This is a genomic window from Burkholderia sp. FERM BP-3421 (assembly GCF_028657905.1).
In the GTDB taxonomy this organism is placed as follows: domain Bacteria; phylum Pseudomonadota; class Gammaproteobacteria; order Burkholderiales; family Burkholderiaceae; genus Burkholderia.
On sequence record NZ_CP117782.1, the window covers coordinates 1077024 to 1096851 of the forward strand.

14 protein-coding genes and 1 pseudogene are annotated in these 19828 nt (G+C 69.6%); 7 read left to right on the plus strand and 8 right to left on the minus strand.

Annotated elements, in window-relative coordinates; all coding sequences use genetic code 11:
• The first annotated feature begins 17 nt into the window (after positions 1 to 17).
• Entirely contained in the window at positions 18 to 1175 is a 1158-nt protein-coding gene (locus Bsp3421_RS20845) for an aminotransferase class V-fold PLP-dependent enzyme (protein WP_274003021.1), read from the plus strand.
• Between the two features lie 753 nt (positions 1176 to 1928).
• Here Bsp3421_RS20845 and Bsp3421_RS20850 read toward each other — a convergent pair.
• Complete coding sequence (locus Bsp3421_RS20850) at positions 1929 to 2948, minus strand: MerR family transcriptional regulator (RefSeq protein ID WP_274003023.1); 1020 nt, start codon at positions 2946 to 2948, stop codon at positions 1929 to 1931.
• A gap of 56 nt (positions 2949 to 3004) precedes the next feature.
• Positions 3005 to 3892, minus strand: a complete 888-nt coding sequence (locus Bsp3421_RS20855; protein ID WP_274003025.1) for a LysR family transcriptional regulator — start codon at positions 3890 to 3892, stop codon at positions 3005 to 3007.
• Positions 3893 to 4022: 130 nt separating this feature from the next.
• On the opposite strand from Bsp3421_RS20855, the gene Bsp3421_RS20860 reads away from it, so the two are divergent.
• Together Bsp3421_RS20860 and Bsp3421_RS20865 are read left to right on the plus strand one after the other, a co-directional pair.
• Positions 4023 to 4745 (plus strand): pirin family protein, encoded by a 723-nt coding sequence (locus tag Bsp3421_RS20860; RefSeq protein WP_274003026.1) that lies wholly within the window; start codon positions 4023 to 4025, stop codon positions 4743 to 4745.
• A 28-nt stretch (positions 4746 to 4773) separates the two neighbouring features.
• Positions 4774 to 5187, plus strand: a complete 414-nt coding sequence (locus Bsp3421_RS20865) for a DoxX family protein (RefSeq protein ID WP_274003028.1) — start codon at positions 4774 to 4776, stop codon at positions 5185 to 5187.
• A gap of 172 nt (positions 5188 to 5359) precedes the next feature.
• Here the strand turns inward: Bsp3421_RS20865 and Bsp3421_RS20870 are convergent, their stop codons facing one another.
• From Bsp3421_RS20870 to Bsp3421_RS20880, 3 genes are read right to left on the minus strand one after another with little or no spacing between them, the layout of a single operon-like run.
• On the minus strand, positions 5360 to 6856 hold the full coding sequence (locus tag Bsp3421_RS20870; RefSeq protein ID WP_443111573.1) for an efflux transporter outer membrane subunit: 1497 nt from the start codon (positions 6854 to 6856) through the stop codon (positions 5360 to 5362).
• 2 nt (positions 6857 to 6858) lie between these two features.
• On the minus strand, positions 6859 to 10002 hold the full coding sequence (locus tag Bsp3421_RS20875) for an efflux RND transporter permease subunit (RefSeq protein WP_274003031.1): 3144 nt from the start codon (positions 10000 to 10002) through the stop codon (positions 6859 to 6861).
• A complete protein-coding gene (locus Bsp3421_RS20880) occupies positions 9999 to 11120 on the minus strand; it encodes an efflux RND transporter periplasmic adaptor subunit (RefSeq protein WP_274003033.1) in 1122 nt (373 codons plus the stop codon). Before Bsp3421_RS20880 ends, Bsp3421_RS20875 begins: the two co-directional genes overlap by 4 nt.
• Positions 11121 to 11302: 182 nt before the next feature.
• Between Bsp3421_RS20880 and Bsp3421_RS20885 the strand changes: the two genes are divergently transcribed.
• Positions 11303 to 11923 carry a TetR/AcrR family transcriptional regulator gene (locus Bsp3421_RS20885; protein ID WP_274003035.1) on the plus strand — a complete coding sequence of 207 codons (621 nt, stop codon included), beginning with the start codon at positions 11303 to 11305 and terminating at the stop codon, positions 11921 to 11923.
• 28 nt (positions 11924 to 11951) lie between these two features.
• On the opposite strand, the gene Bsp3421_RS20890 is transcribed toward Bsp3421_RS20885, so the two are convergent.
• The 3 genes from Bsp3421_RS20890 to Bsp3421_RS20900 all read right to left on the minus strand — a co-directional run bounded on the left by Bsp3421_RS20890 (position 11952) and on the right by Bsp3421_RS20900 (position 16593).
• Complete coding sequence (locus tag Bsp3421_RS20890; protein ID WP_274003036.1) at positions 11952 to 12827, minus strand: lipid A biosynthesis lauroyl acyltransferase; 876 nt, start codon at positions 12825 to 12827, stop codon at positions 11952 to 11954.
• Positions 12828 to 13691: 864 nt separating this feature from the next.
• Positions 13692 to 15425 (minus strand): ClcB-like voltage-gated chloride channel protein, encoded by a 1734-nt coding sequence (locus Bsp3421_RS20895; protein WP_274003039.1) that lies wholly within the window; start codon positions 15423 to 15425, stop codon positions 13692 to 13694.
• A gap of 103 nt (positions 15426 to 15528) precedes the next feature.
• The gene (locus Bsp3421_RS20900; protein ID WP_274003040.1) at positions 15529 to 16593 is read right to left on the minus strand and encodes a YeiH family protein; all 1065 of its coding nucleotides are present in this window, start codon (positions 16591 to 16593) and stop codon (positions 15529 to 15531) included.
• A 107-nt stretch (positions 16594 to 16700) separates the two neighbouring features.
• On the opposite strand from Bsp3421_RS20900, the pseudogene Bsp3421_RS20905 reads away from it, so the two are divergent.
• The 3 genes and pseudogenes from Bsp3421_RS20905 to Bsp3421_RS20915 all read left to right on the plus strand — a co-directional run.
• Positions 16701 to 17582 (plus strand): annotated as a pseudogene (locus Bsp3421_RS20905) (LysR family transcriptional regulator); the annotation flags it as partial.
• A 378-nt stretch (positions 17583 to 17960) separates the two neighbouring features.
• Positions 17961 to 18731 carry a TIM barrel protein gene (locus Bsp3421_RS20910; protein ID WP_274003043.1) on the plus strand — a complete coding sequence of 257 codons (771 nt, stop codon included), beginning with the start codon at positions 17961 to 17963 and terminating at the stop codon, positions 18729 to 18731.
• Positions 18732 to 18786: 55 nt separating this feature from the next.
• On the plus strand, positions 18787 to 19779 hold the full coding sequence (locus tag Bsp3421_RS20915; protein ID WP_274003045.1) for a sugar kinase: 993 nt from the start codon (positions 18787 to 18789) through the stop codon (positions 19777 to 19779).
• Positions 19780 to 19828 lie beyond the last annotated feature (49 nt).

A 19828-nucleotide genomic window follows, 5' to 3' on the forward strand; every position in this document is an offset into this window, starting at 1 on the left:
GAATGCGGGATCGGACCATGACACAGCGATTGAAGGCGTATTTCCTGCTCGACCCGGACGTGACCTATCTCAATCACGGGGCGTATGGCGCGACGCCGCGGCCGGTATTCGAGCGACATGTGCAGTGGCAGTACGAACTCGAACGCGAGCCGGTCGACTTCCTGTCGCGCCGCTTCACCGAGCGAATGGCGCATGCGCGCGCCGTGCTGGCCGACTACGTGGACACCGAACGCGACAACCTAGTATATGTCAGCAACGGCACCACGGGCGTCAACATCATCGCGCGCAGCATCCCGCTCGGCCCCGGCGACGAACTGCTCACGACCAATCACGAACACGGCGGGATCGACCGGCTGTGGCGCTGCATGGCGCAGAAGCGCGGCTTCGACATCGTGCGGCACCAGGTGCCGCTGCCGGTGAGCACGCATGCGCAGTTCGTCGACGATTTCTGGGCGGCCGTGACGCCGCGAACGCGCGTGATCCTGATCAGCCAGCTGACGTCGCCGACCGCGCTGGTGTTTCCGGTCGCCGAGATTTGCGCGCGCGCGCGCGCGCGGGGCATTCTCACCGTCGTCGACGGCTCGCATGTGCCGGGGCAGCTGCCGCTGTCGCTGCGCGCGATGGATCCGGACTTCTTCGTCGGCATCCTGCACAAATGGGTGTGCGCGCCGAAGGGCAGCGCGTTCCTGTATGCGCGCCCCGACGTCCAGTTGCTGATCGATCCGCTCGTCGTCAGCTGGGGATGGGAGCCGAAGAACCCGGGGCCGTCGAAGTTCGTCGAGTATCACGAATGGCAGGGCAGCCGCGACATCTCGCCGTTCCTCAGCGTGCCGAGCGCGCTTGCCTTCCAGGCGGAACACGACTGGGACAGCGTGCGCAAGCGCTGCATCGCGCTCGCGAGCGATGCGCAGAAGGAGGTCGCGGCCCTGACGCGGCAGCCGCTCTATCATCCGCCGGGCGCGCCCGAGTGGCACGGCCAGATGGTCTGCGTGCCGCTGCCGCCCGAGACCGACGACGTATGGCTGATGAACGCGTTGCGCCACGAACACCAGATCGACGTGTCGGTGGATCGCTTCGAGGGCCGGCCGCGCGTGCGGATCTCGGTACAGGGCTACAACGGCCCGGAGGATGTCGACCGGTTGATCAACAGCCTGAAGCAGTTGCTCCGGCTGTGAGGAATAGGGGATTCAAGCATTGCACCTGTAGCTTAATCGGACAATGGAATCGACGGCGAAGCGGAAGCACGCCCGGCAATACCGATCCGCAGCTCTCCAGGGCGTCAATGTGGCGCGGAGGGCCGGGCCGAGGGCCGTGGAGCCTAGGTTTCAAAAGTACCAGTTTTGGGGGCTGGGGAATGCGGGTTCGAGTCCCGTCGGGTGCGCCACTATTTGTCCGTTGACAAATAAAGGAGGTGATGAAGCTATGGGAAAGATAGACGATGAGAAGTTGTCGCAGATCCACACATCGTTGGCGCCAGTCGTGGAACGCTTGAGCGAAGCCTCGGCGATCCTCGCGGGCAGCGCGGTGCCAATGCTGGGTGTGCCACCTGCAACGGCGCCACCGGCTGCCGTGCCAATCGCACGACAGCTGAGTGCCCACGCGGCGCCAGTGGCCCTGTCGGCGCCACTGGTCTCGCAAGCGATTCCAGCCCTGTCGCTGCCAATCCGGTCCTGACCGGCCGGCTCGACGGACTGAGTCTCGCGCCATGCCTGATGCCCTGGATCTGACGCCCTGGAAATGACGCCCTGGACAGCCAAGGCGACCGCCTGCGCGGTTGCCTTGGCCCACCCTCGCGTTGTGCCCGTTCCCGCAGCACGCACGCCCTGACGTTTCGAACCGCGATCGCCTGGTTTCCGGCGATGACGGCGGCGAGGCGCGGGTTGCGCGCGCGCCGGCGGCATCCGGCATCCGGCCGGCGCGCCGCCGCCTCAGTTCGCCGGCGCGCTCGCGGCGCGGATGAATGCGATCACCGCGTCGTCGGCCCACGAGCCGGTCATCAGTTCCGGCTCGTTCAGATGCGCCCGGCGGAACTTGCCCTGCGTGTCCGGATCGTCGCCGGCGAAGGCGCGGAACAGCGCGTGCCAGCGCGCCGCGAGCGCGCGTCCGGCGGGTGCATCCGGCGCGACGCCCTGATCGAGCGCATCGCGCACCTCGCCGATCAACTGCGGCCATTCGTACGCATGCCGGCCGAAATGCGCGCGCGTGAAGCGCATCTCGTCGGCCGTCAGATATTTCGCGTAGATCGCGAGCCGGCTCTCGGAGAAGGCGCGCAGCACGTAGGCGAGCACCTCGGGCGTGATGCCGGTCTGCTGCCGCACCGCGGGCTCGCGATCGTGCATCAGGTTCAGCTTCGCGAGCAGGCGCGGATCGCCGTTCGTATCTGCCTTCAGCATCGTCATCCAGCGCAACGCGAACGCCTGCGCGTCCGGATGCTCCGCGGGCACGCCGGCCGTACGCAGCGCGTCCACGTCGGCGACGAGCGCCGCCCATTCGGTTTCCCGCGCCTTGTCGAGCTGGCTGAGCGGCAGGCGGGTCAGTTCTTCGCTTGAAAAATAACGGTCGTACACGGTCATCATCTCCAGTGTGGTGAGCCAATCGCCAAGCTCGGGCTCCGCGCCGTCGCGCAGCGACGCGTGCAGCCGGACGAGCCGGTCGCGCAGCTGCGCGGCCTGTCCGATCTGCGCGTCGAGCGCGTGGATCTGCCGCTCGACGAGCAGCGCGAGCGGAGCGCCGGGGCCGGCGAGACAGGTTCCGATGTCGGCCAGCGCAAGACCGAAGCGGCGCAGCGCCTGAATCTGGTGCAGCCGCGCGACGTCGCGCCGGTCGTACAGCCGGTAGCCGGCCTCGGAACGCGCGGAGGGCCGGAGCAGGCCGATCGCGTCGTAGTGGTGCAGCGTGCGGACCGTCAGGCCGCTGCGTTTCGCCAATTCGCCCACTTTCAGCAACATCGGTTTCCTCCGTTCTCCGTGCGGGATGAAGACTGCGGCCTCACGCAACGTGAGGGTCAAGCGTCGGCGCGCGCGAGCCGTTCCTCGAGGAACGCGACCAGCGCGCGGATCGACGACGACCCCTGGCGGTGCTGCGGGTAGACCACGTGCAAGGGCAGCGGCGGCGGCGCGTAGGCCGCGAGGATCGGCACCAGCGCACCCGACGCGAGCGCCGGCGCGACGATGAAGTCGGGCAGCAGCGCGACGCCGAGGTTCGCGCCGGCGGCGTCGCGGACCACGTCGCCGTTGTTGGCGACGAGCGGCCCGTGCACGTCGAAGGTGCGCGGCGAGCCGTCGACGCTGAATTCCCAGCCGGTACGGCCCTCCTGACCGTACAGCAGGCAGGCGTGACGGTGCAGCTCGGCCGGGCTCGCCGGTTCGCCGTGCGCGCGCAGATAGGCGGGACTGCAGCACGCGATCATGCGCAGCGTGCCGAGCGGGCGGGCGACGAGCGTCGAATCGGGCAGCGCGCCGATCCGCAGCGCGAGGTCGAAACCCTCGCCGATCAGGTCGACCAGGCGGTCGCTCAGCTCGACCTGCATGCGCAGCGCCGGGTGCGCGGCGAGGAACGCGGCGAGCAGCGGCGACAGGTGGCGGGTGCCGTACGACATCGGCGCGCTGACCTTCAGCGAACCGTGCAGCGCGGCATGCTGCTCGGCCATCGCCTGCTCGGCGGCGGCGACGTCGGCGAGGATGCGCTGCGCATGCGCGTAGAGCGCGTGCCCGAGATCGGTGACCGCGAGCTTGCGGGTGTTGCGCAACAGCAGCCGCACGCCGAGCGACGCCTCGAGCGCCATCATGCGCCGGCTGACGAACTGCTTCGACAGCTGGAGCCGGTCGGCCGCCGCGGTGAGGCTGCCGGAATCGACGGTCGCGACGAAAATCCGGAGGTCATCGAGTTGCATGAGTGTCCACTTTGATGTGACAGTGTATCGGTTTTATGAGGTTTTTCGCTCATTCGAGTTGACGTAAGCTTACGTCATCGATCGGCGCAACGCCACCGTCCGGGGGCCCGCCGATCAACCGGAGAAACTCATGATGGACATCCGACACGCCGATCAACGCGGCCACGCCGACCACGGCTGGCTCAACTCGCGTCATACCTTCTCGTTCGCCGACTACTACGATCCGGCCCAAGTGGGCTTCTCGGACCTGCTCGTGATCAACGACGACCGCGTCGCCCCGGCGCGCGGTTTCGGCACGCATCCGCACCGCGACATGGAAATCCTGTCGTACGTGCTCGACGGCGCGCTCGAACACAAGGATTCGATGGGCACGGGCTCGGTGATCGTGCCCGGCGACGTGCAGCTGATGAGCGCCGGCACGGGTGTCGCGCACAGCGAGTTCAACCATTCGCGCGGCGAGCCGGTGCACTTCCTGCAGATCTGGATCCGGCCGTCGGTGGCCGGGCTGCCGCCGCGCTATCAGCAGGCGAAGGTGCCCGACGCGGATACGCGCGGCGCGCTGCGGCTGATCGTGTCGCCGAAAGGCGCGGACGGCGCGCTGGCGATCCGCCAGGATGCGCGGATCTACGCGGGCCGGTTCGATGGCGATGAAAGCGCGCGCCTCGCGCTGACGGGCCGGCGTCACGTGTACGTGCACGTCGCGCGTGGCAGCCTGGAGGTGAACGGCGTAAGGTTGGGCGAGGGCGATGGCGCGCGGCTTCGCGACGCAGCGGCGCTCACGCTCGCGAACGGCCGGGAGGCCGAAGTGCTGGTGTTCGACCTGCGCCCGCTCGACGGCGCAAGCCGCGCCTGAACCCGAACGAAACGAAGGAGTGAAGACCATGCAATATCTTGCGCTGGATCGGTATCGGGACGGGGGCCTGCTGGTTGCCCGGGTGATGATGGTGTTGTTGTTCGTGCTGTTCGGCTGGCAAAAGCTCGTCGGCTTTCACGACGCGGTGGCCTACATGGCGTCGACCGGCGCGCCGCTGCCCGCGCTCGCGGCGGTGATCGCGGTGGTGATGGAACTGGTGGTCGGGCTGCTGCTCGCGGCCGGCTTCTATACGCGGCCGCTTGCATTGCTGCTCGCGCTCTACACGCTCGGCACGGCGGCGATCGGCCATCGTTATTGGAGCATGACGGGCCTCGCGCAGTACGACAACATGATCCACTTCTACAAGAACGTCGCGATCGCGGGCGGCCTGCTGCTGCTCGCGCTGACGGGGCCGGGGAAGTACTCGCTCGATCGTCGTTGACGGGGGCTGCCGCGACCGGGGGCGCGGCAGGGCGGGAAACACGGCCGCGCGCCGGAGTCGGGCAACCGCTCCGGCGCGCGGCGTATTTGCGACCGGCGTATTTGCACCCGATGCATCCGCACCCGGCATTTCGGCATCCGACTTATCGATGCCCGCCGGACGCCCGATCCGCTTACGGCTGCGCGGCGCGCGGCGCGTCGGCCACGGTGCCCGGGGCGGGCGGCGTGCCCATCGCCTGAAACAACCGCGCCGTATCCGCGAGCCGCGCACCTGTCGCGCGGATCTCGTCGAGCCGCGCGTTGCGGTACTGTTCTTCGCTCGCGCGCGCGGCGGAGGGCGGCAGCGCGCCGAGCCGCATGCGCGCCGCCGTGTCGTCGAATGCGCCGCGTGCGGCGAGCGCCGCGCGGCTCGATGCATCGAGCGATTGCGCGTCGTTGTCGAGCGCGGCAAGCGAGTCCGCGACGTTCTGGAACGCGCCGAGCACGGTCTGCTTGTACTGCTCGACCGCCGCGTCGTAGCTCGCCTGCGCCGCGCGTCGCTGCGCGAGCAGCGCGCCGCCGTGGAACAGCGGCTGCGTCAGCGACGCGCCGACGCTCCAGATCGCGCCCGCGCCCGACAGCATCGACGGCCAGCTGAAGCCGGCCTGGCCCATCGACGCGGTCAGCGACAGCTGCGGGAACATCTGCGCGGTCGCGACGCCGACCTCGGCCGCCGCCGCTTTCAACGCGGCATCGGCGGCCTGGATGTCCGGGCGGGTCTTCAGCAGCTCGGACGGCACCACGACCGGCACCTGCTCGGGCAAGGCGAGCGCGTCGAGCGCGAGGTCGTCGGGCGCCTGGTCCGGCGTGCGGCCGAGCAGCACGGCAAGCGCGTGGCGCGCGCTCTGCCACTGCTGGCGCAGCGCGGGCAGGCTCGCGGCGAGCGCCGCGGCGCTCTGCTGCGCGCCGAGCTGATCGGTGCGCGCCACCGCGCCCAGGCGGTGGCGGCTCGTCGCGTCGTCGGCCTGCCGGCCGGCCAGCGCGACGAGCTGCTCGGTCGTGTCGAGCTGCGCATGCAGCGCCGATGCGGTGATCGCCGCCGTCACGATGTTGGCCGCGAGCGCGCGCCGCGCGGCATCGAGCTGGAATGCGCTGACGTCGACCCGCTGCGCGAGCGCGCGGTTCGCGAAGCGCGCCGCGCCGAACAGGTCGAGCGTGTAGTTCGCCTGCAATTGCCCCGCGAACACCTTGTACAGCACGGTTTGCGGACCGAACGCCGGCACCCCGAGCGCGCGCTGGCGGGTCGCCTGGCCGCCCGCGTCGATGGTCGGCAACAGCGAGCTGCCGATCTGGCCGCGCAGCTGCTCGCGCGCGGCGGTCAGGCTCCGCTCGGCGGCGGCCAGCGTCGGGCTGTGGCGCAGCCCTTCGTCGACGAGCGCGTCGAGCGCCGGGCTGCGATACAGCGTCCACCAGTCGGGCACCGGTTGCGCGCCCACCTCGAAGCGTTGCGCGACGCCATGCGCGGCCACGGTTTCAGGCGGCAGGGGCTGCGCGCCGTAGTGCGCGGGCGATGGCGACGCGGGCGCCTCGCCGCTCGGGCCGAACAGCGAGCAGCCGGCGAGGAGCGCGAGCGCGCCGGCCGCGCAGGCCGTGCGCATCGCGTGCGGAAACGGGAAAGTCGTGTCGCGCATGGTCAGGCTCCCGTGGCGGCGTGCGGCGTCTCAGGATCGCGTTCGCCCGGTTTCACCCGGAACCACGCGGCGTACAGCGCCGGCAGATAGAAGAGGGTCAGCACCGTGGCGCTCGTGATGCCGCCCATCAGCGCGGTCGCCATCGGCCCGAAGAAGTTCGAGCGCAACAGCGGGATCAACGCGAGCACGGCGGCGGCGGCCGTCAGCGTGATCGGCCGGAAGCGCCGCACGGTCGCGCCGATGATCGCGTCGAAGCGGCCGTGGCCGGCCGCGATGTCCTGCTCGATCTGGTCGACGAGGATCACCGAGTTGCGCATGATGATCCCGAACATCGCGATCACGCCGAGCATCGCGACGAAGCCGAACGGCTGGCCGAACAGCAGCAGCGTGCCGACCACGCCGATCAGGCCGAGCGGCGCGGTCAGCACGACCATCAGCACGCGCGAGAAGCTCTGCAGCTGGATCATCAGCAGCGTGAACACGGCGATCGCCATCAGCGGCATCTGCGCGTTGATCGACTTCTGCGCCTTCGCGCTTTCTTCCACCGAGCCGCCGATCTCGACCCGGTAGCCGACCGGCAGCTGCTTGCGCAGCGTGGCGAGGGAGGCGTCGATCGCGTGGGTCACGTCGATGCCCTGCGCGCCGGCGCGCACGTCGGACTGCACGGTGATGGTCGGCTGGCGGTCGCGCTCCCAGATCACGCCGTATTCGAGATCAGTGTGGAAGCGGCCCAGCGAGCCGAGCGGCACGGCACCGTGCGGGGTCGGCATCGCGAGCGTCGCGACGCGCGCCGGGTCGACGCGGTCCGCCTGCTTCGCGCGCAGGTCGACCGCGATCAGCTTGTCGCGCTCGCGGTACTGGGTGACGGTCGTGCCCGACAGCGTCATCGCGAGGAAATTCGCGACATCCTGCGAGGTCACGTCCAGCTCGCGCGCCTTCTGCTGATCGAGATCGAAGCGCACCGACCGTTCGGCCGGCTCGTCCCAGTCGAACTGCACGTTAACGGTGCGCGCATCGCCGCGCATCGTCGCCGCGACCTGTTCCGCGATCGAACGGACCGTCGCGATGCTGTCGCCGCTCACGCGGAACTGCACCGGATAGCCGACGGGCGGCCCGTTCTCGAGCCGCGACAGCCGCCAGCGCACGGCCGGGAACTGGTTGCGCAGCGTCGTTTCGAGCCAGCGCGCGAGCTGTTCGCGGGCCTCGACGGATTTCGCGGTGATCACGAACTGCGCGAAGTTGGGCTGCGGCAATTGCTGGTCGAGCGGCAGGTAGAAGCGCGGCGCGCCGGTGCCGACGAAGTTCACGAGGTGATCGATCTCCGGGCGCTTGTCGAGCGTCTTTTCGAGCCGCTGCGTCTCGCGCAGCGTCGCGTGGAACGACGCGCCCTCGGGCAGCCGCAGGTCGACCAGCAGCTCGGGCCGGTCGGAGCTGGGGAAAAACTGCTGCGGCACGAGCGTGAAGCCCGCGAGCGCGATCACGAACAGCACGCCCGTGATGCCGAGCACGATGAAACGGCGCTCGATGCACCCGCTGACCCAGGTGCGCAGCCGGCCGTAGAAGCGGGTGTCGTAAATGTCGTGCTCGTGCTCCGGGCCGGCGGCGTGCGCGTCGCCGTGCGCGCGCTTGCGCTCGGGCAGCATGTGATAGCCGAGCAGCGGGATCAGCACGACCGCCGCGAACCACGATGCGATCAGCGCGATCGCCGACACCTCGAAGATCGAGCGCGTGTATTCGCCGGTGCTCGATTTCGCGAGCGCGATCGGCAGGAAGCCCGACACCGTGACGAGCGTGCCCGTCAGCATCGGAAACGCGGTGCTGGTATAGGCGAAGGCGGCGGCGCGCGCGCGGCTGTAGCCCTGTTCGAGCTTCACCGCCATCATCTCGACCGCGATGATGGCGTCGTCGACCAGGAGGCCGAGCGCGAGCACCAGCGTGCCGAGCGACACCTTGTGCAGGCCGATGTCGAACAGGTACATGAACAGCGCGGTGACGGCGAGCACCACCGGGATCGAGATCACGACCACCATCCCGGTGCGCAGGCCGAGCGAGATCAGGCTCACGACGAGCACGATCGCCACGGCCTCGGCCACCGCTTCGAGGAAGTCGTCGACCGAGTGCGCCACCGCATCGGGCATGCTCGACACCTCGTTCAGCTTGAGGCCGGCGGGCAGTTGCGCCTGCAAGGCCTTCACCTCGGCGTCGAGCGCCTTGCCGAGGCGGATCACGTCGCCGCCCGGCTGCATCGTGATGCCGATGCCGAGCACCGCGCGGCCGCGGCCGTCCGCGCCGATCGCGCGCATCTGCGTGACGGGCGGGTCGTCGTAGCCGCGCGTCACGGTCGCGAGATCGCCGAGGCGGAAGGTGCGGCCGTTGATGCGGATCAGCAGGTCGGCGAGCGCCTCGACGCTGCGGAACTGGCCGCTCGGGCGGATGAACACGCGGTCGTCCGCGGTCGTGAGCACGCCGGGCGAGGCCACGTCGTTCTGCGCGTTGATCGCCTGGCCGAGCTGTTGCGGCGAGATGCCGAGCTGGGCGAGCCGGGTGTTGTCGGCCTCGATGAAGATGCGCTGGTCGGGGTCGCCGAAATAGTCGACCTTGGATACGCCCGGCACCCGCAGCAGCACCGTGCGCAGCTGGTCGGCGTAGTCGTGCAGCTGCGCGGGCGAGAAGCCGTCGCCTTCGAGCGTGTAGATGTTGGTGTAGACGTCGCCGAATTCGTCGTTGAAGAACGGCCCCTGGATGCCGGGCGGCAGGGTGTAGCCGATGTCGCCGACCTTCTTGCGGATCTGGTACCAGGTCTCGGGGACATTCTTGACGGGCGCGGAATCCTTCATCGTGAAGAACAGCAGCGACTCGCCGGGGCGCGAGTAGCTGCGCAGGTAGTCGATCCCCGGCGTTTCCTGCAGCTTGCGGCCGATGCGGTCGGTCACCTGTTCCTGCACCTGGCGCGCGGTCGCGCCGGGCCAGAAGGTGCGGATCACCATCACGCGGAACGTGAACGGCGGATCCTCGGATTGCGCGAGCCGGGTGTAGGCGAGGATCCCGGCGAGCGTCGCGAGCACGATCAGGTACACCACGAGCGCCTGGTGTCGCAGCGCCCACGCGGACAGGTTGAAGCGTCCTTCTTCGTGGCCGGCGCTCATGACGCTGCGTCCTCCTGATGGAGCGGCGCGACCGGACGGACCTTCTCGCCCTTGCTGACGGTATGCACGCCCTGCAGCACGACGCGCTCGCCCGCATGCAAGCCTTGCGACACGGTGATGGTGCGCTCGTTGTAGCGGCTGACCGCGACGCGGCGCAGCTCCAGCGTGTCGTCCGGGGTGCGCACGACCCATACCGCGGGCGCCTGGCCGTCGTGGAACAGCGCGGTCGCGGGCAGTGTGTAGGCCGCGCCGTCCGCGTCGACGCTGGCGGCGGCGCCGTCGAACGCGACGTCGGCCGTCATGCCGAGCCGCACCGCGTCGTCGGGTTGCGCGAGCGTGAGCCGGACCCGGTAGGTGCGGCTCTGCGGATCGGCCGCGGGCGCGATCTCGCGCACCTGCGCGGCGAACTGGCGGCCCGGCAGCGCCGGCAGCGTGACGCGCGCCGGATGGCCGGCGCGCAGGCGCGCGAGCGTGCTTTCCGGCACGTCGCTGACGACGTCGACGTCGCCCGACCAGGCGAGCTGGTAGACCGGCTGCCCGGCCGACACGTTCTGGCCCGTGTCGGCCTGCTCGGCGGTGATGTAGCCGGCATGGTCGGCGACGAGCGTCGCGTATTGCAGCTGGTTCTTCGCGAGCGCGAGCTGCTGCGCGGCCTGGTCGCGCTGCGCGAGCGCCGAGGCGTAGGCGTTCTCGGTCTGTTCGAGCTGCGCGGCGGCGATCAGGTTTTCATGGGCCTGCGCGCGGTCGCGGTCGAGCTGCTGTTTCGCGAAGGTCAGGCTGTGCGAGGCGGCGTCGAGCTGCGCCTGCGCGCTCGCGGCGTTCTTCGCGACGTCGGAGGTGTCGAGCAGGGCGATGACCTGGCCTTTTTTCACGGTGTCGCCGAGGCGCACCTTGCGCTCGACGATCTTGCCGGCGATCCGGAACGACAGCGGCGTGGCGTAGCGCGGCTGGATTTCGCCGGGCAGCGACGCGGCGACGGCCGCGCCGTCGGCCTGCACGGGTTGCGCGACGACGGGGCGGGGCGCCGGAGGCGGTGTTTCTTTCGGATGACAGGCGGCAAGGACGAATACAGCGCCGACAGCAAGGACCAGCGCGGCGCGAGAACCGGGACGATTCACGATGACTCCACGAGGAGAGAAGCGGACACACCGGCAAGCAGGTCGCGCTTGCCCAGACGGAACGCGGACGCCGGCGGCACACCAGCACCCGTTGTTTTCGAAAACTCGCCTGCATTCTAATACAGTGTTGTATCTGAGTGTATAGATGAATCTGAAATGTAAAAGATGCTAGACTGCGCGCCATGAGACCAAAGCGTTTGACACGGGAGCAGAGCAAGGACCAGACGCGCGAGCGTCTGCTGAAGGCTGCGCGCGTGATGTTCATGAAGAAGGGCTACATGGCGGCGAGTGTCGAGGACATCGCCGCCACGGCAGGGTACACGCGGGGCGCGTTCTATTCGAATTTCGGCGGCAAGGCGGAACTGCTGCTGGAGTTGCTGACGCGCGACCACGACGCGGTGCAGGTCGAGCTGCAGGAGATCTTCGACGGCGGCGGCGCGCGCGAGCAGATGGAAGAGACCGTGCTGCGCTACTACAGCCAGCGCTTTCTCAACGACGAGGACTTCCTGCTGTGGACGGAGGCGAAGCTGCTCGCCGCGCGCGACGCGAAATTCCGCCTGCGCTTCAATGCGTTCATGCAGGACAAGTGCCGGCGCATGGCCGACTACATCACGCGCTTCGCGCAGCGCTCGGGCGCGCCGCTGCCCTTGTCGGCCGAGGTGCTGGCGTTCGGGCTGATGAGCCTGTGCGACGGCGTGCAGTTCTACTACACGGCCGATCCCAAGCTGATGACGAACGAGCTGGCGGAAAACGTGCTGGCGGGCTTCTTCGCGCGCGTCGTGCTCGGCCGCGCGCCGGGCTGAGCGGGCCGTCGCCGCGTCGCGCCGGCCGTCAATAGACGCTCGGCTCGCCTGCCGGACGGTGCTTGAAGCGCCGGTGCACCCAGTAGTACTGCTCGGGAAATCGAAGGATCTGCTCTTCGAGGAAGGCATTCATCCTGCGCGCGTCGAGCGATTCGCAGTGGGTCGGATAGTGGTCGAGCGGCTCGAAGATCGTCAGCCGGTAGCCGCGGAATTCCGGCAGCACTTCGGTCACGAACGGCACGACCCGCGCGCCGCTCAGCTTTGCCAGCCGCGACACCGACGTCAAGGTGCAGGCCTGCACGCCGAACAGCGGGGCGAATACCGAACCCGTCGTGCCGTGGTCCATGTCCGCGGCGAGCATCACCGGGGTGCCCGAGCGCAGCAGCTTGACGAGATGTTTCGCGCTCGCGCTGCGTTCGATCATCCTGGCGCCGAAGCGTCCGCGCTGACGTTTGGCAAGATCGCACAGGCGGCTGTTCGACATGCGCGTATAGAGCGCCGCGACGGGCAGCGACGACGAATAGAGCATGCAGCCCACTTCGATGCCGACGAAGTGGAAGCCCATGAAGATCGTCGGCGGCGCATCCGGGTCGTGCAGGTCGATGCGGCTGTCCATCTCGACGAGGCGATTGATCGACTGCGCGCTGCCGAACCACTGGAAGCCGCGCTCCAGGTAGCTGCGCACGACGTGTTCGAAATGGGCGCGCGCGAGCACCTCGCGCTCCGCGTCGGTCTTCAACGGAAAGCAGAGCCGCAGGTTGACGTGGACCACGTGCCTGCGGCGGCTCGGTATGCGGTAGAGCGCCGCGCCGATGCGGCTGCCGGCTCTCGCGACCAGCGCGTAGGGAAGGATGGACAGGAATCGCAGCAGGCAGAGCAGCAGCCAATACCCGAGAGCGTTCATGTGATGGACTTCCGTCTGGTGACTGCCCGGCGCCGCTCGAGTCGAGTGATGGAGTACGGGAAAATCGGGTTGGGTGGGCTGTGCAGGCGGGTCGTTTGCGATCCGCCGTCCGTCCGGGGAGCGTGGGCCGTCCCGCTTCACGCGTTCCCTCGGTTTTCCTGTTTCGTTTCGGGAAAGCGAAGGGCCCGCAGAATGGGATTGCCGCACGGTAGTCGAAGTCGTCGCCCAAGCCCCCATGCCTGGCCGCCTGCTATTTCGTATTACGTATGACGGGAACAACGACTTCGGTGAAACCTGCCGGGCCGTGCGGCGTCGTCCGTCGGACACGTCGAGCGGCTGCCCGTGAAAGGGCGCCGCCCGATCGGGGCGCGCGTTTGCGGGAGCTCGCTCCGGCGCTCGCGCGGCGCAGGGCGTCGCCTGAACGTCCTGCTTCGCGACGACAACGCGCTCGACGATCGCCCAGAGAACTTTCCTGCAGCAGGCGACTGACATCGCACGCCGATGCTCCAGCCGCCCGGCGTTCGAATCGGACGGGCCGCAACTGCACGCGAGCATCGCCGCTGCGCCGCGCGATCTCGGGAAAACCCTCGTCCGAGGCGCCTTCCATCCGGCGTGCATCGGGGCTTGATACGACGTCCGCCCCGACGAGTGACGCGATCATAGCGGTGAACGCGCCATTGGTGTTGATGATTTCGAATAGTTCACATTTGCCAAGGCATCTCGTCCCGCGCAGCGACGGGATGCCCGGCGTCGAGCGTCGCCCGGTGCGCGGGCGCGCGCCCGCCCGTTGAGCCCGCCGACGCAGCCGCATTCCATCGACGCGGTGCGCGATGACGCGGTGCTCGACGCCCGCAGGCGGGCGCGTCATTGCTCACCGTTGATGCGCCGATAGGCGTCGAGCAGCGAGGTCTTGTAGACGACGCCCGCGAGCGTCGGCGCCGCGGCGCTCTCGACCACGGGCAGGCGTTCGCCCTGGAACGCCATGAAATGCTCGAGCGCGACGCCGAGCGGCATGTCGGGTGTGAGCAGCGGGAACGGCGTGTGCGCGTAGTGCGCCGCGGTCTTGTCGGTCGTGTCGCGCTTGTCGAGCAGGTCCGAGGTGATGTCCTTGAGCGCGACCGCGCCGCGGAAGCGGCCGGCCTCGTCGGTCACGTACAGATACTTGACCGGGTATTCGAGGAAGATCCGCGTCATGTCGGCGACGCTCGCGGTGAGCGGCACGACGGTCGCCGCCGGCTGGATCAGCTCGCGCATCTGGGTGGTCTTCAGGCGCGCGCGCTGCTGCTCGTCGTCGTGGCGGCGCAGCGTCAGCTCGTACATCGACGCACGGCCGAGCGCGCGCGCAGCGAAATGGGCGACCACGCACGACACCATCAACGGCAGCATCACCTGATAGCTGAGCGTCATCTCGAAGATCATCAGGATCGCCATCAGCGGCGCCTGGGTCGCGCCGGCCAGGAACGCGCCCATGCCCACCATCGCGTACGCGTAGGCGGCCGACGTATGGCCGGGCAGCAGCGCGTGCATCGCGATCCCGAACAGCGAGCCGAACACCGCGCCGACGAACAGGGTCGGCGTGAAGATCCCGCCCACCGCGCCGGAGCCGGCGGTCGCGGCGGTCGCGATCAGCTTGAACAGCAGCACCGCGACGAGCGCCTGCCAGGTCCACGGCGCATGCAGGATCGCGTTGACGACGCTGTAGCCGTTGCCCCATACGGCGGGCACCCAGATCGAGATCACCCCGACCACGAGGCCGCCGAGCGCGAGCCGCACCGGCAGCGGCGCGGGCAGCCGCGCGAACGCGGCCTTCGAGCCGTCGAGCAGGCGCAGGAACTGCGGCGCGGCCGCGCCGCACAGCAGGCCGAGCGCGACGAACAGCAGCACTTCCGGCCCGGTCACGGCCGGGAACACCGGCATCTCGTACGGCGGCTTGTAGCCGGAGAATTCGCGCATCGTGATGTTGGCGACCACCGACGCCACCACCACCGGCCCGAAACTCTGCATCGCGATCGAGCCGAGCACGATTTCGCAGACGAAGAACGCGCCGGCGATCGGCGCGTTGTACGCGGAGGTGATGCCGGCCGCGGCGCCGCACGCGACGAGCAGGCGCAGGCGCGGCGGATCGAAGTGGGCGAAGCGCCCGACGAGCGATGCGGCCAGCGCGGCGAGCTGCACCATCGGCCCTTCGCGGCCGATCGAGCCGCCGCTGCCGATCGTCAGCAGCGAGGACAGGCTGCGCCACAGGCTCTGCCGGACCGGCACGACGCCGTCGCCGAGCGCGACCGCCTCCATGTAGTCGGTGTTGCCGTTCTTCTGGGCGCCGCGTTTCGCGATCAGCAGCACGCAGCCGGCCAGGAAGCCGCCGGCGGCGGGCAGCCAGAAGCGGATGTGCCACGGCAGGCGCTTCGCCATCGCGACGAAGCTGCCGCTCGACCCGGACAGCGCGTACTGGATCAGCTCGATGCCCTGGCGGAACGCGATCGTCGCGAAGGCGCCGCCGATCCCGACGATCACCGACCAGACCAGCATCGTGTGGGCGTCGGACAGGCGGAACAGGGTGTGCGCGCGGGTGCGCAGCTTCAGCAGGAATGACAGCACGGCGGAGCAGGGCAGGCGAATGAGATCGAGCGGAAGAATAGCATCGCGCCGCGCGCGCCGGAGAGACCTGGCGGGCGCGGCGCGATGCGCGGTGGACGGACGTTCAGCCAAGCCAGCGCTGGACCGCCCAGGTGATCGCGTAACCGCCCGCGATCAGCCAGGCATACAGGATCAGGCCGGTGGTGAGCGCGCGCGGGCCGGCCGCGCGGATCTGCGCCATGCGGGTCTCGATGCCGAGCGCGGTCATGGCCATGGTCAGCGCGAAGGTGTCGAGCGCGTTCAGCGTGTGGACCGTCGACTGCGGCAGCACGTTCAGCGAATTGACGACGACCAGCGCGAGGAAGCCGAGCGCGAACCAGGGCACCGCGACCTTGCGCTTGCCGTGGCCGGGGCGCGCGGAGCGCGCGAGCCAGGCGCCGAGGATCAGCAGCACCGGCACCAGCAGCATCACGCGCGTCATCTTCACGATGGTCGCGACATGCGTGACCTGCGGGCTGATGTCGCTCGCCGCGCCGACCACCTGGGCGACCTCGTGGATCGTGCCGCCGAAGAACAGACCGAGGCCGGTCGCGTCGAGCCCGCCGAGCAGGCCGGCGTGGTAGGCGAGCGGGTACAGGAACATCGACAGCGTGCCGAACAGCACGACGCTGCCCACGGCCATCGCGCTCTGGTGCGGCTTGGACTGCAGCGTCGACTCGAATGCGAGCACGGCCGCCGCGCCGCAGATCGCGCTGCCGGCGGCGGTGAGGAGGGCGGTGTCGCGATCGAGCTTCATGAGCTTGACGCCGGCCCAGGTGCCGAGCGCGAGCGTGCTGGTCACGACCAGCACCGAGACCGTGAGGCCCGGCAGGCCGACCTGCGCGATTTCCTGCAGGCTCACGCGCAGCCCGAAGACCGCGACCGCGATGCGCAGCAGCTTGCGCGCGGAAAAATTGACGCCCGCCGCCCAGCTGGCGGGCAGCCCGTCGCGCAGCGCGTTGCCGTACAGCGCGCCCGCGACGATGCCGACGATCAGCGGGCTCAGCCCGAGGCCGGCGATCGCGGGCAGCTCGGCGACGCGCGTCACGGCGGCCGCGAACAGCGCGACGAACAGCACGCCGTTCAATTGACCGCGCATCGTGATGGCGGGGGAGGCGGTGCTCAGGTGCGGGGTGGGCGCGGTGGACATGGCTTGGGGTCGGGGCGAACGATAGCGCTAATGCTAGTTTAGATATATCGATATGAAAAATTGTGATTTGCGACATAAACTATCGGGAAATCTGATATTTTCGAATCATGACCCCCGATCAACTGATAACGTTCGCCGCCGTGGCCGACCATCGCAACATCAGCCGCGCCGCCCAGGCGCTGCATTTGTCGCAGCCCGCGGTGTCGGGGCAGTTGCGCCAGCTCCAGGACGAATTCGGCGAGCCGCTGTACCAGCGCGACGGGCGCGGCGTGCGGCTCACGCCGGTCGGCGAGCAGCTTGCCTGCTACGCGTCGCAGCTGCGCGACACCTTCGCGCAGGCGCGCACCTATCGCGACGCGGTGCGCGGCCTGGAGCACGGCACGCTGCGGATCGGCGCGAGCACGACGCCCGCGAGCTATGTGCTGCCTTACCTGATCGCGGCGTTCCAGCCGCTTGCGCCGGGCGTCGCGATCCGCACGATGAGCGGCAACACGGCGGAGGTGGTGAGCGCGCTGGCGTCGCTCGACATCGCGCTGATCGAGGGGCCGCCGGGCGCCGCGCTGCCGCCGGGCACCGGGACGCATGCGTGGCGCGAGGACGAGATCGTCGCGATCGCGCCGGCACGGCATCCGCTCGCGCAGCGTGGCGCGGGCGGGCGCGCCCGCGCCACGCTTGCGGAGCTGGGCGCGCAGCCGCTGGTGCTGCGCGAGGCGGGGTCGGGCGTGCGGCAGCTGGTCGAGCGCGCATTCGCGCGCGCGGCCGCGCCGATGCGCGTCGCGCTCGAGATCGCGGGCGTCGAGGCGGTCAAGGAAGCGGTGCGCGCGGGCATGGGAATCGGCTTCGTGTCGGCGATGTCGCTCACGCATGACGACGCGGCGCTCGTCGCGCTGTCGTTCGATCCCGAGCCGCTGGTTCGCCGCTTCTCGATCCTTGTGCCGCACGACACCGTGCCGTCGCGCGCGGCGGCGCGTTTCCTCGATCTGTGCCTGCACGGCGCGGCGACGCCCGGCGATGCAACGGCGCTCGACATCGCGATGCCCCCCGACGCGTCCGTTCCCGATTCGCCCACAGCCTAGAGGCCGTTTTCGCGGCAATCCCGATCGAAAATCGATTCCGAGGGGAGGCCTGAAATCGCCGCCGATGGCGGCGCTTTCCCGAGGGGATTTCCGCCGGGGTGTTCGGCGCGGCCCGCGCCTTGCCCACGCTCCGCAGGAAGTCTCCCGGGGAAGCGCGCGATTCCGGGCGTTCGCCTGCGCGTTCCGCACACCGAAAACCCTAGGGATTTCCTCTATGGCCCGGGTCCGGCGACGGGCGCACCATTCCGTTCAAATTAATGGAACCGGTTCCATTCGAACCGAGGCAGAAACATGAACAAGGCAGAGATCGTCATCGTCGCGAGTGCATTTGGTCCCGAGGCCGTTCGCCGGGACGGGCACCATGCATTCGTGGCCGAGGCGGCGCGGGCAGGCGCGGCGGGTTTCGAGGTGCGGCGCGAACTGTTCGCGTCCGGGCAGGACACGCTGGCGCGCGCGCTGGCCGAACTGGGCGCGGCGATTGCCGCGGCCGGGCTGTGGTCGGTGTACTCGACCCCCGACACGCTGTACACCGACGCCGGCGCGCTGAACCGCGAGGGCTTCGTGACGGCGCTCGCCGAAGCGGACGCGCTCGGCGCGCGCTACGTGAAATTCCAGCTGGGCGGCTACGCGAGCGACCCGTCCGCGCGCGAGATCGCGGCGCTGGCCGCGCCGGCGCGCGCGCGGATCCTGGTCGAGAACGGCCAGCTGCCGCAAGGCGGCGCGCTCGCGCAGTTCGCGACGCTGTTCGCCGCCTTGCGCGCGGCGGGCGCGCCCGACCTGCTCGGCATGACGTTCGACATCGGCAACTGGCAGTGGCCCGGCGAAGCGCCGCTCGCGGCGGCGGACACGCTCGCCGCGCACGTCGAGTACATTCATTGCAAGGCCGTGACGGGCGAGGGCGCGCGCCGCTTCGCCGTGGCGCCCGCCGCCGACGATCCGCTGTTCGGGCCGGTGCTCGCGCGCCTGCCGGCCGATGTGCCGCGCGGCATCGAATTCCCGCTCGACGCGGCGGACCTCGCCGCCGATGCGCGCCGCCGGGTCGCGTGGCTCGAGGCCGCCTGACGCATCTCGCCACGCCGGGCGCGAGGCGCGCCGGCAGGATGAAGGAACCCCAAGCATGAACAGCAAGCAACTCGACGTCGTCACCTACGGCGAAGCCATGGCGATGTTCGTCGCCGCCGAGACCGGCCCGCTCGCCGAGGTCGGCCGGTTTACGAAGCGCGCGGCCGGCGCGGACCTGAACGTCGCGATCGGTCTCGCGCGCCTCGGCTTCAAGGTCGGCTGGATGAGCCGCGTGGGCCGCGACTCGTTCGGCCGCTTCGTGCTCGACACGCTCGCGCGCGAGGGCATCGACGCCTCGTGCGTGACGCTCGATGCGCGCTATCCGACCGGTTTCCAGCTGAAGTCGCGCTGCGACGACGGCAGCGATCCGGTCGTCGAATATTTCCGCGCGGGCTCGGCCGCGAGCCACCTGTCGCTGGCCGACTACGTGCCGGACTACGTGCTCGGCGCGCGCCACCTGCACTTGACGGGCGTCGCGCCCGCGATCTCGGCCTCGTCGTGCGAACTGGCGTTCCAACTGGCGCGCGAGATGCACGCGGCGGGCCGCTCGATCTCGTTCGACCCGAACCTGCGGCCCTCGCTGTGGCCCTCGACCGACGTGATGACGCGCACGCTCAACGCGCTCGCGGCGCTGGCCGATTGGGTGTTGCCGGGTCTCGCCGAAGGCCGCCAGCTGACCGGCCGCGACACGCCGGCCGAGATCGCGCGCTTCTATCTCGACCAGGGCGCGCGCGGCGTCGTGATCAAGCTCGGGCCGGCGGGCGCGTACTATCAGACCGCGACGGGCGAAAGCGGCGCCGTGGCGGCGGAACGCGTCGAGAATGTGGTCGACACGGTCGGCGCGGGCGACGGTTTCGCGGTGGGCGTCGTGAGCGCGCTGCTCGAAGGGAAGGGCGTGGCCGACGCGGTGGCGCGCGGCAACGGGATCGGCGCGCTGGCGATCCAGGTGATCGGCGATTCCGAAGGCCTGCCGACCCGCATCGAACTCGATCGCCTCGAAAAACGCAGCAATCGGCCGCATCGGCTAGAGGATTCGCTCACCCGATAAGACGCAGGCGCGCGCCGCGGGAAAGGCACAATCGCGGCGCGCATCCAGC

Coding starts and splice junctions, on each gene's coding strand:
- Bsp3421_RS20845 (WP_274003021.1), top strand. CDS start 18: ATGACACAGCGATTGAAGGCGTATTTCCTGCTCGACCCGGACGTGACC.
- Bsp3421_RS20850 (WP_274003023.1), bottom strand. CDS start 2,948: ATGTTGCTGAAAGTGGGCGAATTGGCGAAACGCAGCGGCCTGACGGTC.
- Bsp3421_RS20855 (WP_274003025.1), bottom strand. CDS start 3,892: ATGCAACTCGATGACCTCCGGATTTTCGTCGCGACCGTCGATTCCGGC.
- Bsp3421_RS20860 (WP_274003026.1), top strand. CDS start 4,023: ATGATGGACATCCGACACGCCGATCAACGCGGCCACGCCGACCACGGC.
- Bsp3421_RS20865 (WP_274003028.1), top strand. CDS start 4,774: ATGCAATATCTTGCGCTGGATCGGTATCGGGACGGGGGCCTGCTGGTT.
- Bsp3421_RS20870 (WP_443111573.1), bottom strand. CDS start 6,856: ATGCGCGACACGACTTTCCCGTTTCCGCACGCGATGCGCACGGCCTGC.
- Bsp3421_RS20875 (WP_274003031.1), bottom strand. CDS start 10,002: ATGAGCGCCGGCCACGAAGAAGGACGCTTCAACCTGTCCGCGTGGGCG.
- Bsp3421_RS20885 (WP_274003035.1), top strand. CDS start 11,303: ATGAGACCAAAGCGTTTGACACGGGAGCAGAGCAAGGACCAGACGCGC.
- Bsp3421_RS20890 (WP_274003036.1), bottom strand. CDS start 12,827: ATGAACGCTCTCGGGTATTGGCTGCTGCTCTGCCTGCTGCGATTCCTG.
- Bsp3421_RS20900 (WP_274003040.1), bottom strand. CDS start 16,593: ATGTCCACCGCGCCCACCCCGCACCTGAGCACCGCCTCCCCCGCCATC.
- Bsp3421_RS20910 (WP_274003043.1), top strand. CDS start 17,961: ATGAACAAGGCAGAGATCGTCATCGTCGCGAGTGCATTTGGTCCCGAG.
- Bsp3421_RS20915 (WP_274003045.1), top strand. CDS start 18,787: ATGAACAGCAAGCAACTCGACGTCGTCACCTACGGCGAAGCCATGGCG.